The 13,010-nt window shown below is 72.4% G+C and carries 12 protein-coding genes and 2 pseudogenes; 8 read left to right on the top strand and 6 right to left on the bottom strand.

Features of this window, described 5'->3' with window-relative positions:
• Positions 1 to 175: 175 nt before the first annotated feature.
• The 3 genes from OG470_RS33975 (at position 176) to OG470_RS33965 (ending at position 2,469) form a co-directional block, all read left to right on the top strand.
• Positions 176 to 775, top strand: a complete 600-nt coding sequence (locus OG470_RS33975) for a TIGR03086 family metal-binding protein (RefSeq protein WP_328418737.1) — start codon at positions 176 to 178, stop codon at positions 773 to 775.
• 355 nt (positions 776 to 1,130) lie between these two features.
• A complete protein-coding gene (locus OG470_RS33970) occupies positions 1,131 to 1,763 on the top strand; it encodes a LysE family transporter (protein ID WP_328418736.1) in 633 nt (210 codons plus the stop codon).
• Positions 1,764 to 1,815: 52 nt separating this feature from the next.
• Positions 1,816 to 2,469, top strand: coding sequence for an acVLRF1 family peptidyl-tRNA hydrolase (locus OG470_RS33965; protein WP_328418735.1), 654 nt, complete (start codon positions 1,816 to 1,818; stop codon positions 2,467 to 2,469).
• 115 nt (positions 2,470 to 2,584) lie between these two features.
• Here the strand turns inward: OG470_RS33965 and ypfJ are convergent, their stop codons facing one another.
• Positions 2,585 to 3,505 (bottom strand): KPN_02809 family neutral zinc metallopeptidase, encoded by a 921-nt coding sequence (ypfJ, locus tag OG470_RS33960; protein WP_328418734.1) that lies wholly within the window; start codon positions 3,503 to 3,505, stop codon positions 2,585 to 2,587.
• Between the two features lie 263 nt (positions 3,506 to 3,768).
• Between ypfJ and OG470_RS33955 the strand changes: the two genes are divergently transcribed.
• Entirely contained in the window at positions 3,769 to 5,373 is a 1,605-nt protein-coding gene (locus tag OG470_RS33955; protein ID WP_328418733.1) for an ABC-F family ATP-binding cassette domain-containing protein, read from the top strand.
• Between the two features lie 45 nt (positions 5,374 to 5,418).
• On the opposite strand, the gene OG470_RS33950 is transcribed toward OG470_RS33955, so the two are convergent.
• Positions 5,419 to 6,018, bottom strand: a complete 600-nt coding sequence (locus OG470_RS33950; protein WP_328418732.1) for a cadmium resistance transporter — start codon at positions 6,016 to 6,018, stop codon at positions 5,419 to 5,421.
• Between the two features lie 219 nt (positions 6,019 to 6,237).
• Between OG470_RS33950 and OG470_RS33945 the strand changes: the two genes are divergently transcribed.
• From OG470_RS33945 to OG470_RS33935, 3 genes are all read left to right on the top strand, one after another.
• Positions 6,238 to 6,465 (top strand): helix-turn-helix domain-containing protein, encoded by a 228-nt coding sequence (locus OG470_RS33945; RefSeq protein WP_007462679.1) that lies wholly within the window; start codon positions 6,238 to 6,240, stop codon positions 6,463 to 6,465.
• Between the two features lie 46 nt (positions 6,466 to 6,511).
• Positions 6,512 to 7,279 carry an enoyl-CoA hydratase/isomerase family protein gene (locus OG470_RS33940; RefSeq protein ID WP_328426761.1) on the top strand — a complete coding sequence of 256 codons (768 nt, stop codon included), beginning with the start codon at positions 6,512 to 6,514 and terminating at the stop codon, positions 7,277 to 7,279.
• Between the two features lie 113 nt (positions 7,280 to 7,392).
• Positions 7,393 to 9,369, top strand: a complete 1,977-nt coding sequence (locus tag OG470_RS33935; RefSeq protein ID WP_328426759.1) for an ABC transporter ATP-binding protein — start codon at positions 7,393 to 7,395, stop codon at positions 9,367 to 9,369.
• Positions 9,370 to 9,392: 23 nt separating this feature from the next.
• Here the strand turns inward: OG470_RS33935 and mug are convergent, their stop codons facing one another.
• The 4 genes and pseudogenes from mug to tnpA all read right to left on the bottom strand — a co-directional run bounded on the left by mug (position 9,393) and on the right by tnpA (position 11,806).
• On the bottom strand, positions 9,393 to 9,998 hold the full coding sequence (mug, locus tag OG470_RS33930) for a G/U mismatch-specific DNA glycosylase (RefSeq protein WP_328418731.1): 606 nt from the start codon (positions 9,996 to 9,998) through the stop codon (positions 9,393 to 9,395).
• A gap of 52 nt (positions 9,999 to 10,050) precedes the next feature.
• Positions 10,051 to 10,812: an SDR family oxidoreductase gene (locus OG470_RS33925; RefSeq protein WP_328418730.1), complete on the bottom strand. Its 762-nt coding sequence runs from the start codon at positions 10,810 to 10,812 to the stop codon at positions 10,051 to 10,053.
• Positions 10,797 to 11,360, bottom strand: coding sequence for a hypothetical protein (locus OG470_RS33920; RefSeq protein ID WP_328418729.1), 564 nt, complete (start codon positions 11,358 to 11,360; stop codon positions 10,797 to 10,799). Before OG470_RS33920 ends, OG470_RS33925 begins: the two co-directional genes overlap by 16 nt.
• Before the next feature lie 51 nt (positions 11,361 to 11,411).
• Positions 11,412 to 11,806: pseudogene (gene tnpA, locus OG470_RS33915) on the bottom strand (IS200/IS605 family transposase).
• Between the two features lie 29 nt (positions 11,807 to 11,835).
• Here tnpA and OG470_RS37440 point away from each other — a divergent pair.
• Positions 11,836 to 12,855 (top strand): annotated as a pseudogene (locus OG470_RS37440) (RNA-guided endonuclease InsQ/TnpB family protein); the annotation flags it as partial.
• Positions 12,856 to 13,010: the final 155 nt, after the last annotated feature.

Raw genomic sequence — 13,010 nt, 5'->3', positions numbered from 1 at the left:
CGCCCGTTTGGGTGCCGCGCTCGATGCGTTGTGGAGCAGCGCGAGCCAAAAGTGGAACGGATCGTTCCGGTCTGCTAGGCTGATCCCAACGCAACGGAGCGGAACATTCCGCTCCGAAAGCGCGCGGAGTCGCTCGTTTGACGGGGTCGGCGGAGAGGTCAGGACGATGAGCGAGATGGCAGCTGGACAGTGGCGGACCGTGCTCGACGAGGCGCACAAGGCACTCCGGACGGCCGCCGAGGGGGTCCCGGCCGACGCCTGGGATCGGCCCACCCCGTGCAAGCGGTGGACGGTCACCCAGGTGCTTCAGCACGCGACCGACGACCAGATCGCCTACGTGGCGGCGATCGTCGGCGGGCCGGGGCCGGCAGAGGACCCGTTCGCACCCTCCGGTCGGATCGACGGGGACAAGCTGGTCGGCCTACGCGCCGCCCTCGACGCGTCCGCCCGAGCCTGGGCGGGTGTCGCCGACGACGACCCGCAGGTGCCCACGCCGCTGCCCCAGGGCAAGCTGCCGGCCCAGGTTGGCGCCGTCGCGTGCGCCCTCGACGCGGCAGTGCACGCCTGGGACATCGCGACGGCCACCGGCCAGCCGTCCCCGCTCGGCGACGAACTGGCCCGTCCCCTGCTGGTGGTCGCTCGGCAGATCGTCGAGCCGCTGCGGGCCTATGGCGTGTACGACCCGGCGATCGACCCCGGTCCGGAGGCCGACGAGGTCAGCGTCCTGCTCTCCTACCTCGGTCGCCACCCCCACTGGCCCGCCCGAAAGCCCTGATCGGCCTGGCGGCCTTGTCAGCCCCATGATCGTGCTCGATCCCGGAAGGAGTGCCTGCCGCCAGTTGGTGAGCCCACTACTTCATGGATCGGGCCTCGGGCCTCGGGCCTCGGGCCTCGGGCCTCGGGCCTCGGGCCTCGGGCCTCGGGCCTCGGGCCTCGGGCCTCGGGCCTCGGGCCTCGGGCCTCGGGCCTCGGGCGCGGGGCGCGGAAATCCGGTGGCGGGGGTGTGGCTTCGGCGCGCAGGATGCGCGTGTGACTGAGGCGTACCCGATGCAGGTCCTTGTTCGTGCGGCGACTGCCGTGCGTCGACAGCGGCCGGTCCGGCGACGAGCCTCGGCCCGACACCGACGTCCGTGAGCGGGGCGTTCCTGGCCGGTCTGGTGGCCGGTTACGGCGTCGCCATTCCCGTCGGAGCGATCGCGATCCTCATCCTGGGCCTGAGTGCTCGTACCTCGTTTCGGGTCGGCGCGGCCGCGGCGCTCGCGGTGGCGACGGCCGACGGGCTCTATGCGGCGGTCGCGGCGCTCGGTGGCGCCGGCCTGGCCGGGGTCATCGCGCCGGTCGCCGGGCCGCTGCGGGTGGTCGCGGCCGTCGTCCTGCTGGGTCTCGCCGCGCATGGCCTGTGGCGGACCTGGTCCGCCCATCGCTCGCGGCAGACCCCGGCGGCACCCGTCGGTCGGGGTTTGAGCACTCCCGGACGGGCCTACGCGGCGTTGCTCGGGCTGACCCTGCTGAACCCGGCGACGGTGCTGTACTTCACCGCGCTGGTGCTCGGTCGTCGGGAGACCGCCGACGCGGAGACGGGCGACGCGGCGCTCTTCGTGGCGGGCGTGTTCCTGGCGTCGGCGAGTTGGCAGATGCTCATCGCCGGCGGTGGCACCGTGGTCGGCCGGGCACTGAGCAGCCCGCCCGGGCGGCTGGTCACCGGCCTGGTCTCCAGCGCGCTGATCGCCGCGCTGGCGGTGGTCGCGCTGCTGCCGGGCTGAGCGGTCCCCGCCTGACCGCCCGATCTGCCTCGTCGTGCCGTACCGTCGGGCGGTGACCAGTCGACCCGCAGCCGGGGGAGGCCGGTGGGTGGAGGTCGACCCGGCCCGCGTCGGCCGCTGGGTGGAGGGCTTCGCCGACCGGCACGGCCCGCACACCATCACCGCGCGGGAGTACGGTCTGCTGCTCACCGCCCCCGACGGGACCACCGCCGAGCTGTACGCCCCGCCCGGGTCGCCGGCCAGCGGCGACGTCGCCGGGTTCGTTGCCGCCGCCGTCGCGCCCCGCCGGATCGGCCTGCTCCTGGCCCGCAAGGGCGCGGTGGCCGTCGGTGTGGCCGAGGGCGCCGACCTCGTCGTCTCCAAGGTGGACACCCGGTACGTGCAGGGGCGCACCGCCGCGGGGGGATGGTCACAGCAGCGGTTCGCCCGGCGGCGCGACAACCAGGCCAAGGCGGCGCTGGGTGATGCGGCGGAGCTGGCCGTACGGCTGCTGTTGCCGGAGGCGGCGGCGCTGACCGCGGTGGTCTGCGGCGGTGACCGGCGGGCGGTGGACTCGGTGCTGGCCGATCGGCGGTTGGCCCCGCTCGTGCCGCTGCGGGCCGAGCGGTTGCTCGACGTTCCGGAGCCTCGACACGCGGTGCTCGTCGCTGCGGTGGCTGCGGCCCGTGCGGTGCGGATCCGGCTGCGCGACCCGGCACCCGACTGACCTCAGCGGTTGACGGTGGTGCTGAGAGAGGAAAGGCCGGGGTTCCTGGCGAGCCCCGGCCCCCCCGCCCCACCCCCCGCCGGGCGGAGACCTCGTCGGGGGAGGGGAGGGGAGGTCAGAGCTGGTCGGTGCCGAAGGTGTCGCAGGTCTTCGGGTCGCCACGGTCGAAGCCCTGCTGGAACCAGCGCTGCCGCTGCGCGGAGGTGCCGTGGGTGAACTGGTCCGGGTTGACCTGCCCACCGGAGCGTTCCTGGATGCTGTCGTCGCCAATCGCCTCGGCGGCCTGCACAGCCTCGCTGATGTCGGTCGGGGTGATCGACTTGAACAGCGGTTCCTGGCCGGTCTTGTCCTTGCTCTCGGTGGCGTGCTTGGCCCAGGCGCCGGCGTAGCAGTCGGCCTGCAACTCCAGCCGTACGGAGGCGGAGCGGGGGCCGCTCTGGTCGCCCTGGCCGGCCCGCTCGTTGGTGCCGAGCAGGTTCTGGATGTGGTGTCCGTACTCGTGGGCGAGCACGTAGGGCTGGGCGAACTCGCCCTTGGCGCCGAACCGGGACGCCAGCTCGTCGTAGAAGCTCAGGTCGATGTACACCTGCCGGTCGGCCGGGCAGTAGAACGGGCCGACACCCGAGTCGGCCTGCCCGCAGCCGGTGTTCACGGCGGCCTGGAAGAAGTTGGTGTCGGTCGGCTCGTACTTCCCGTTGCCCAGCTCCGGGTACGCCTGCTGCCAGTAGGCCTGGATGCTGTTGACGAAGAGCAGGTTGCGGCAGCGGGCGTCGTCGAAGCGCTGGGGGTTGTCGCGCGAGCACAGCTGCTCCAGGTCAGTGCCGCCGGCCTGCCCGCCCTCGTCGCCGTTGGTCATCGCGTTCAGGCCGAACCCGCCGCCCAGCAGGGCGACCAGCACGGCCACCACGATGCCGACCAGCCCGCCGCGACCACCGCCGCCGGGCAGCGGAATGCCGAGTCCACCGCCTGCCCCGCCGCCTCGGCCCCGGTCGTTGACCTGGGAGGTGTCGAGTTCGGCCCGCTCGTTGAGTTCCATGCTGACCCCGATCGCCGTATGTCCGTCACTGTCGTTTCGATGTCGCCGTGTCGCCTCAATGCCGGACCGGGTCCGGACAACCGTTCCGGTACCCGATGATCTTGAGTGGTAATCGCGGCGGGGCCGCCCGGGAGCGCCCGGTACACTTGTCAGGTGCTGCGCTGCGAAGGCTGAACCGCCCCGCGCCGCCGGGCCACTGGGCCCGCCGGCCGTTTCGCGTGCCCCGAGTCAGCCTTCCACTCCCCGAGAGCGAGCCCGAAGAAATGATCACTGCCACCGGCCTGGAACTCCGTGCCGGCTCACGGATCCTGCTGTCCGACACCACCCTGCGGGTGCAGCCCGGTGACCGGATCGGCCTCGTCGGCCGCAACGGTGCCGGCAAGACCACCACGCTGAAGGTGCTCGCCGGTGAGGGGCAGCCGTACGCCGGGCAGATCGACCAGCGCAGCGCCATCGGCTACCTGCCGCAGGACCCGCGTACCGGCGACCTGCAGGCGACCGGCCGCGACCGGGTGCTCTCCGCCCGCGGCCTGGACGTGCTGATGGCCCAGATGCAGCAGCTCGAGGCCCAGCTCGCCGAGGACACCGACGAGAAACTGGTCCGTCGCTACGGTGCGTTGGAGGACCAGTTCGCCGCCCTGGGTGGGTACGCCGCCGAGGCCGAGGCCGCCCGGATCTGCGCCAACCTCGGCCTACCGGACCGCGCGCTCGCACAGACCATCGGCACCCTCTCCGGCGGTCAGCGCCGGCGCATCGAGCTGGCCCGGATCCTGTTCCGCGACGCCGGCGAGAACGGCGGCGGCATCCTGCTGCTCGACGAGCCGACCAACCACCTCGACGCCGACTCGATCACCTGGCTGCGCGGCTTCCTCGCCAACCACAAGGGCGGTCTGATCGTGATCTCCCACGACGGCGCACTGCTGGAGTCGGTGGTCAACAAGGTCTGGTTCCTGGACGCCACCCGGTCCGTGGTCGACGTGTACAACCTGGGCTGGAAGGCGTACCTGGAGGCGCGCGAGACCGACGAGCGGCGCCGCCGCCGGGAGCGGGCCAACGCGGAGAAGAAGGCCGGCGCGTTGATGGCGCAGGCCGACAAGATGCGGGCCAAGGCCACCAAGACCGTCGCCGCGCAGAACATGGCCCGCCGGGCCGAGAAGCTGATCTCCGGCCTGGAGGAGGTGCGGGTCTCCGACCGGGTGGCCAAGGTGCGCTTCCCCAACCCCGCGCCGTGCGGCAAGACCCCGCTGACCGCGACCGGCCTGTCCAAGTCGTACGGCTCGCTGGAGATCTTCACCGACGTCAACGTGGCGGTGGACCGCGGCTCCCGCGTGGCCATCCTCGGGCTCAACGGCGCCGGCAAGACGACGCTGCTGCGGATGCTCGGTGGGCTGCTCACGCCGGACACCGGCGAGGTGCACGCCGGGCACGGGCTGCGGCTGGGCTACTACGCCCAGGAGCACGAGACGCTGGACGTGCAGCGGACGGTGCTGGAGAACATGCGCGCCGCCGCCGTTGAGCAGTCCGACACCGACCTGCGCAAGATTCTCGGCGCGTTCCTCTTCTCCGGCGACGACGTGAACAAGCCGGCGGGGGTGCTCTCCGGCGGCGAGAAGACCCGGCTGGCCCTGTCGACCCTGGTCTGTTCCGGTGCCAACGTGCTGCTGCTCGACGAGCCGACGAACAACCTCGACCCGGTCAGCCGGGAGCAGGTGCTCGACGCGATCGCCAACTACCCGGGCGCGATCGTGCTGGTCACCCACGACCCGGGGGCGGTGCTGGCGCTCAAGCCGGACCGCGCCATCCTGCTGCCCGACGGCGACGAGGACGCCTGGAGCGACGACCTGCTCGAGCTGGTCGAGCTGGCCTGACCGCCCCGGTCGACGTGCCCTGCGGGCGGTCCGACCGGGCCGTTCTCAGCCGAGCTGGTTGACCAGCCGGCCGAGTACGCCGGAGCTGACCAGGATCACCAAGCCGATGCCGACGAAGAGCGCCGGCACCAGCCAGTGGCCCGCGCGCTCGACCAGCCGGACCACCCTCCGGTGCCCGCCCAGCCAGGCTCCGGCGGCGCACCACACCGCGATGAGCAGCACGAAGACCAGCAGGAAGACCGCGCTGTCGGCGGGGCCGAAGGCCCGGAACACGGGTACGTAGACGGCCACGTTGTCGGCGCCGTTCGCGATCGTCACCCCGGCCACCCCGAGCGTGGAGGCCACCACGGCGGGTGCCTCGTCGTCGTCGCGCCGCACGAGGGCGCGGACCCCGAGCGCGATCGGCAGCAGCCCGAGCAGCCCGGTCCACGGGTCGGGCACCACCAGCAGGCCGGCGGCGACCACCGCGCTGGCCACCGCCAGCGTCCCGATGCCGAGGTACTGCCCGGCGACGATCTGCCATGGCCGCGGTCGGCCGGTGCGGCGGGCGGTGACGAAGAACAGGGTCAGGATGACGATGTCGTCGATGTCGGTGGCGGCGAAGACCACGGCCGCCCCGGCCGCCGTGCCCAACAGGTCGATCACGACCGCAGGGTACGGGTCGTCGACGGGCGCTGCCGAGCGGCGGCGGTGGTACGCCCGGCCGGTGTGACGGGGCCGGTTGCCAGCATCACGCTATCGGGAAGCTGACATTGCATAGCGTGTCGGTTGGCGAAGAGTTGATATCTGGCGCATGATCGTCCGAGGCGGTCTAATAGGTGGGACCGTATCCGAACCGCACAGTCTGGGACGTGAGGACACAGCATGGCAGCCACTGGCACAGCCACCAGCACTGAGAAGGGTCGCCGGATCGTCGGAGCCGAGCGTCAGACGCTCGCCAAGGACCTGGTAAAGCGGTACACCTCGGGGGAGAGCATCCGCGCCCTGGCGGCCTCGACGGGCCGTTCCTACGGGTTCATCCACCGAGTGCTCACCGAGTCCGGGGTGCAACTGCGTCAGCGTGGCGGCGCCCGGCGCCGCAAGAAGGCGTGACCTGCCCCCCAGCGTCGTCGACCAGCGCCGCACCCCGGGCCGCCCGGTGACCGCCGAGGCGACCGGGGTCCGGCTGAGCTGCGACGGGCCGGTTGCCACGGTGACGTTGTGCCGGCCCGACGTGCTCAATGCCCAGACGCCCGCCATGTGGCGCGCGTTGAGCGACTTCTCCCGCGACCTGCCCGGCGACGTTCGGGTGGTGGTGGTCCGGGGCGAGGGGCGCGCGTTCTCCGCCGGCCTCGACCTCGCGGTGGCCGGCGCTTCCGGCCCGGGGTCCTTCGCCGAGCTGGCCACTCTGCCCGAGCAGGCCTGCGCGGACCACATCGCCGAGTTCCAGGCCGCCTTCACCTGGCTGCACCGGCCGGACGTCATCTCCGTGGCGGCCGTGCACGGCCACGCGATCGGCGCTGGTTTCCAGCTCGCGCTCGCCTGTGATCTGCGGGTCCTGGCCGCCGACGCGAAGCTGTCAATGGCCGAGGTGACCCTTGGCCTGGTGCCCGACCTGGCCGGCACCAAGCGCCTCGTCGAGCTTGTGGGCTATGCCCGGGCGCTGGAGATCTGCGCGACCGGCCGTCGGCTGGACGCCGCCGAGGCGGACCGGATCGGGCTGGCCAACCTGGTCGTACCACCCGCCGAGTTGGACGGTGCGGTCCGTGACCTGACCGCCGGCCTGCTCGCCGGTGCCCGCGACGCGGTGGTGGAGATCAAGGCGTTGATCGCCGGCGCGTCCGGGCGGTCGCATGCCGACCAGCAGCGCGCCGAGCGGGAGGCGCAGACCCGCCGGCTGCGTGACCTCGCCGGCCGGGGAGAATAGTAAGGACCATTCGGGAAGATCCGGGTTACGACCGAGGTTGTCAGAGTCGTCGGGAGAATTGACCTGACGGAGCGGTCTGCCCGACAACCCGGAGGTGCGCGGTGTCCAACCCGATGTCCGGCGGTGGCATGGCGGGGTGGAGCATGCTCCGGTCGATGCGCAACCGCGACGAGGTCTCCACCCACCGGCTGAAGCACGGGGTGGCCCGGCGGATCGTGGCCTTCGCCCACCCCTACCGGCGCGACATCGGCGTCTTCCTGGCCACCGTGGTGCTGGCCGCCATCATCGGCGTGGCCACCCCGGTGCTCGCCGGTGACGTGATCAACGCGATCAACCGGGGCGGCACCGAGGCTGGCCGGCTGGTGATCCGGCTGGCCCTGTTCATCGCCGGCCTGGCGGTCGCCGACGCGCTGCTCTCACTGGCCCAGCGGTGGTATTCGGCCCGCATCGGCGAGGGCATCATCCTCAACCTGCGCACCCGGGTCTACGACCACGTGCAGCGGATGCCGTTGCAGTTCTTCACCCGCACCCAGACCGGCGCGCTGGTCAGCCGGCTCAACAACGACGTGCTCGGCGCCCAGCGGGCGTTCACCTCCACCCTGTCCGGCGTGGTCAGCAACGTCATCCAACTGGTGCTCACCGCCGCGGTGATGTTCACCCTCTCCTGGCAGATCACCGCGCTCTCGCTGGTGCTGCTGCCGATCTTCATCATCCCGGCCCGCCGCGTCGGCCGCCGGCTGGCCGACATCACCCGCGAGTCGTACAACCTCGACGCCAAGATGAACGCGACCATGACCGAGCGGTTCGGGGTGGCCGGCGCGTTGCTGGTGAAGCTCTTCGGCCAGCCCGAGATCGAGGCCAGCCGGTTCGCCGGTCGGGCCGAGCGGGTACGGGACATCGGCATCCAGTCCGCCATGTACTCGCGCACCTTCTTCGTGGCGATGCTGCTGGTCGCCTCGCTGGCCCAGGCCCTCACCTACGGTCTCGGCGGCTGGCTCGCGGTGACCGGCGGCGTGACGGCGGGCACGGTGGTGACCCTCGCGCTGCTGCTCACCCGCCTGTACGGCCCGCTCACCGCGCTCTCCAACGTCCGGGTGGACGTGATGAGCGCGCTGGTCTCCTTCGACCGGGTCTTCGAGGTGCTCGACCTCAAGCCGGGCATCGTGGAGAAGCCCGACGCGGTGCCGGTGCCCCGGGGCACCGGCCGGGTCGACTTCCGGGACGTGCGGTTCCGCTACCCGAGCGCCGCCGAGATCTCCCTCGCCTCGCTGGAAGAGGTCGCCACGCTCGATCGGACCGTCAACGAGCCGGTGCTCAAGGGTGTCTCGTTCAGCGTCGAGCCGGGCCAGATGGTCGCCCTGGTCGGCCCGTCCGGCGCCGGCAAGTCGACGCTGTCCATGCTGATCTCCCGGATCTACGACGTCACCGACGGGCAGGTGCTGGTCGGCGGGGTGGACGTGCGCGACGCGACGCTCGCCTCCCTGCGCGACGAGATCGGCGTGGTCACCCAGGATTCGCACCTGTTCCACGAGACGATCGCCGAGAACCTGCGCTACGCCAAGCCGGACGCCACCGACGACGAGATCTGGGCCGCGCTGGCCGGCGCTCAGGTCGCCGACCTGGTCCGGTCGCTGCCCGACGGCTTGGACACCACGGTGGGGGAGCGCGGCTACCGGTTCTCCGGCGGCGAGAAGCAGCGCATCGCCATCGCCCGGCTGCTGCTCAAGGCCCCGTCGATCGTGATCCTCGACGAGGCGACCGCGCACCTCGACTCGGAGAGTGAGGCGGCGGTGCAGCGAGCGCTGTCGGTGGCGCTGGCCGGGCGGACGGCGCTGGTGATCGCGCATCGGCTCTCCACGGTCCGCGACGCCGACCAGATCCTGGTCCTGGACGGCGGGCGGATCGTCGAGCGGGGGCGGCACGACGAGTTGGTGGCGGTCGGCGGGCTCTACGCTGAGCTGTACCGGACCCAGTTCGCGGTCGCCGACTCGCCCACCCCGTACGTGGACGCGACCGGCCCCGAGCCGGTGGTCATGCCGCTGGGCACCTACATCGCCGACGAGGCGCTGCCACCGGCCGCCGCCAACTGACCTACCCGCCGCGGCACACCGACTCAGGCCGGGCGGCGGTCCGGCAGACCGGTCGCGACGCGCAGCTCGGCGAACGCGGCGCCCAGGGTGACCGGCGTGAAGTGCGCGTTCAGGCCGCTCGGGTTGGGCAACACCCACAGCCGCGCCCCGGCCAGCTGCTCCGGCAGCGGCCCGAAGGTGGCCTTCGGCCGACCGAAACCGATCCGGTACGCGGTCACCCCCACCACCGCCACCCAGCGCGGCCGGTACCGGGCCACGGCGGCGGCCAGCAGCCGAGCCCCGTCGAGCAACTCCTCAGTGGTCAGTTCGTCGGCACGGGCGCTGGCCCGGGCGGCCATGTTGGTGATGCCGAGGCCGAGGGCGGGTAGCTCGTCCTGCTCGCTCGGGTGCAGCAGCCGGGGGGTGAACCCGCCTCGGTGCAGCGCCGGCCAGAACCGGTTGCCGGGCCGGGCGAAATGCCAACCCGTGGCGGCCGACCAGAGGCCCGGGTTGATGCCGACGAAGAGCACCGCCAGGCCCGGCGCGAGCACATCGGGGATGGTCCGGTCCGCAGCGGTGGCCAGCTCCGCCCGCGTCGGCCGGGGATGTCCGGCAACGTCGCTGGCTCGCCGGTCCGGGCCGGGCGTCACCGCACGGGCTTCTCGGGCGGCACGGCCAGGGCTCGGCGGCCCGCGCCGGGCGTCACAGCCCGCGCAGCGCGCCACCGTCGACCGGTACGGTGAGGCCGGTCAGGTAGCTCGCGGCGGGGGAGAGCACGAACGCGGCCACCCGGCCGAACTCGGCCGGGTCGCCGATGCGCCGCAACGGGATGCTGGCCTCCGCCTCGGCGCGGGCCCGTTCCGGGTCGCCGGTGGCGGCGAAGAGTTCGCGGTTGCGGTCGGTCAGGATCCGGCCGGGCAGCAGGCCGACCACCCGTACGCCGCGCGGGCCGTAGTCGTCCGCGATGTCCTTGGCGACCCCGACCAGACCCGGCCGAAGGCCGTTGGAGATGCCGAGGCCGGGCACCGGCCCGCGGGCCGAGGTGGAGAGCACCAGCCCGATCGCGCCGCCCTCGGGCAGCGCGCCGGCGACCGTGCGTACCGCGCGGACGGTGCCCAGGAAGACGGTCTCGAACGAGTGCCGCCACTGCTCGTCGGTGACCGATGCGGCGTTGCCGGGCGGCGGGCCGCCGACCGAGATGAGTGCGCCGTCGAGCCGACCGAAGTGCTCCCGGGCCGCCGCGACGAGCTGATCAGGGGTTTCCGGGTCGGCCAGGTCGGCGGTCAGCCCGACCGCCCGCTCCGGTCCACCCAGCCGCTGTGCGGCGGCGGCCACCCCGTCGGCGTCCCGGGCCGAGAGCACCACCCGGGCCCCGTCGGCGACCAGGCACTGCGCCGTCGCGTAGCCCAGGCCGCGGGAGGCGCCGGTGAGCACGTACACCCGGTCGGTCAGTCCGAGATCCATACCGCCGATCCTGCCGCATCCGGTGCGCCGTCGCCATCGGCGGCGGGCCGTGCCGCCGGTGGACGCGGGGCGGGGCGCAGCAGGCGTACCCGGCCGGCGATCTGCACCGCCACGGCGCCGCCGGCGCGGGCCATCGCCGGCAGCCGGCGCGGACTCGGCGCCCGGCGCCCGTCATAGCGCAGACGGGCCTCCCGGGCGGCCAGTTCCTCGGCGCCCGCCGGGGGCAGCGCGCCGCGCTCGCGCAGCGCCCGGGCCAGGTCCCAGCCGTCCCGCAGTGAGCCAGCGGTGGGACGGCCGGCGGCCCAGCCGGCAAAGGTCGACGACCAGCCGGCGCCGAGGCCGGCGGCGAGCAGCGGCCAGTGCCGGGCCACCTCGCCAGCCCGCTTGCGCAGCAGCGCCGCCCGCGTGGCGGCGAGCTGGGCCGGTGCGAACCCCGCCGGTGGCGGCCCTCCGGCGACCAGCGTCGCCACCAGCTCCGCCTGCCGGTCGGCGAGCCTTGTGAGATCGACGGGTGGCCGCGCGCCGGTGCCGTCGCGTGCGTCGGTCATCGGTCGGTCCCGAGAAACCCGGCTTTTGCCGTGGGGAGGTAAGGGACCGTTTCAGACGTCGCGCTGGTTTTCGACATAGCGTTTGACCACCTCTGAGGTCGCGCCGCCGGTCGTGGCGACGAAGTAGCTGTTGGTCCACAAGGTTGGAAGCCCGGATTTGAGGTGCGGAAATTCTTGCCGCAGAAGTCGCGACGACCTGGCCTTGATCTGCTTGACGAGTCGGTGGATGCCGTACTGCGGGTCGCAGACGACCAGCAGGTTGACCTGATCGGGCATGGTCTCGATTGCCTCGATGGGAGCGTCTCGTTCGGCGCACACCTCGCGAATGATCTGTTTGAGCCGGTCGTCCACTGCCCCGGTGAGGAGGGGCGGCGGTACTTCGGGCACCACACGACGTGGTGTTTGCAGCGGTAGACGACGTTGTTGTTGGATCTGACCTCATCCACACCGGCACTAGGCGACGCCGTGTTCTAGAGTGAATGCCGTGCTGCAGGTAGTCCGTTACACCTACCGGCTGCGCCCCGGTGCGACCGCGACGGCCGCACTGCTCGCCGAGTGGGGCCGCTGCCGATTCCTGTGGAACGAGGCCGTGCACCAGCAGAAGATCGGTGCGAAGCCCACCTTCGGCGCCCTGTCCAAGATGCTCACCGAAGCCCGTGCCCGAAACGTGTGGCTGCGTGAAGGCTCGCAAGTCGCCCAGCAACAAACCCTGCGCACCTACGCGGCATCGCTGCGCCACTCGTTCACCGTAAAAGGCCGTGGACGGCCGACGGTGAAAACCCGTAAAAGGTCGCTGCCCAGCATGGAATACACCATGCGCGGCTTCACCATCGCCGACGGGCGGCTGCGCCTTGCCGGTGGGATCACCGTGCCCGTCGTGTGGTCCCGGGATCTGCCGTTCCCGCCGACCAGCGTGCGCGTCTACCAAGACAGCCTCGGGCACTGGTACGCGTCGTTCGTCGTCCGCCGCGAGGCAGCCGCCGCACCCGAGGCGTCCGGGGCAATCGGCATTGACTGGGGCGTGAAGGTCACCGCCACAACCACCGACGCCCGATTCGACCTGCCGCACCTCGGGCATCGCAAGCGGTGCGCCGCCGAGTTGGCCAGGGCGCAGCGGAAGATGGCTCGCCGACGCCGCTCGACGGGCCATGCGCAGTCGAACGGCTACCGCAGGGCCAAGCGCGCGGCGGCGAAGCTGCACAAGAAATCCGCCCGGCAGAACAGCCACGACTCCCGGCAGTGGGCGAAACGGGTCGTCGACCACCATCAGGTGATCGCCGTGGAGGATTTCAAACCGACGTTCCTGGCCAGGTCCACGATGGCACGTAAGGCCGCTGACGCCGCGATCGGCGCGGCCAAGCGGGAACTGATCCAGCAGGGCATGCGGGCGGGCCGGAAGGTGGTGCTGGTTCCGCCCGCGTACACGACCATGACGTGTTCCTCGTGCGCGGCGAGAGCCAAGCAGCGCATCGGGTTGGCTGTCAGAGTCTTCGAGTGCGCGGCCTGCGGTTTCACCGCCTGCCGTGACGCGAACGCCGCGAGGACGATCCTCGCCACGGTAGAGCGCGACCGTGCCGGTGCTGACGACGTGAGACATGCGATCACCTCCCTACGGGATGGGGGGGGGGGGGGGGGGGGGGGGGGGGTCGG

The sequence above is a fragment of the Micromonospora sp. NBC_00389 genome, from assembly GCF_036059255.1.
Classification (GTDB): Bacteria; Actinomycetota; Actinomycetes; order Mycobacteriales; family Micromonosporaceae; genus Micromonospora.
This window is presented reverse-complemented; position numbering and strand designations above follow the sequence as displayed.

Bases quoted from the DNA above. Each gene is read 5' to 3' on its own strand.
- OG470_RS33945 (WP_007462679.1), top strand. From the start codon at position 6,238: ATGGCAGCCACTGGCACAGCCACCAGCACTGAGAAGGGTCGCCGGATC.
- OG470_RS33935 (WP_328426759.1), top strand. From the start codon at position 7,393: ATGTCCGGCGGTGGCATGGCGGGGTGGAGCATGCTCCGGTCGATGCGC.
- OG470_RS33920 (WP_328418729.1), bottom strand. From the start codon at position 11,360: ATGACCGACGCACGCGACGGCACCGGCGCGCGGCCACCCGTCGATCTC.
- OG470_RS33975 (WP_328418737.1), top strand. From the start codon at position 176: ATGGCAGCTGGACAGTGGCGGACCGTGCTCGACGAGGCGCACAAGGCA.
- OG470_RS33925 (WP_328418730.1), bottom strand. From the start codon at position 10,812: ATGGATCTCGGACTGACCGACCGGGTGTACGTGCTCACCGGCGCCTCC.
- OG470_RS33955 (WP_328418733.1), top strand. From the start codon at position 3,769: ATGATCACTGCCACCGGCCTGGAACTCCGTGCCGGCTCACGGATCCTG.
- ypfJ (WP_328418734.1), bottom strand. From the start codon at position 3,505: ATGGAACTCAACGAGCGGGCCGAACTCGACACCTCCCAGGTCAACGAC.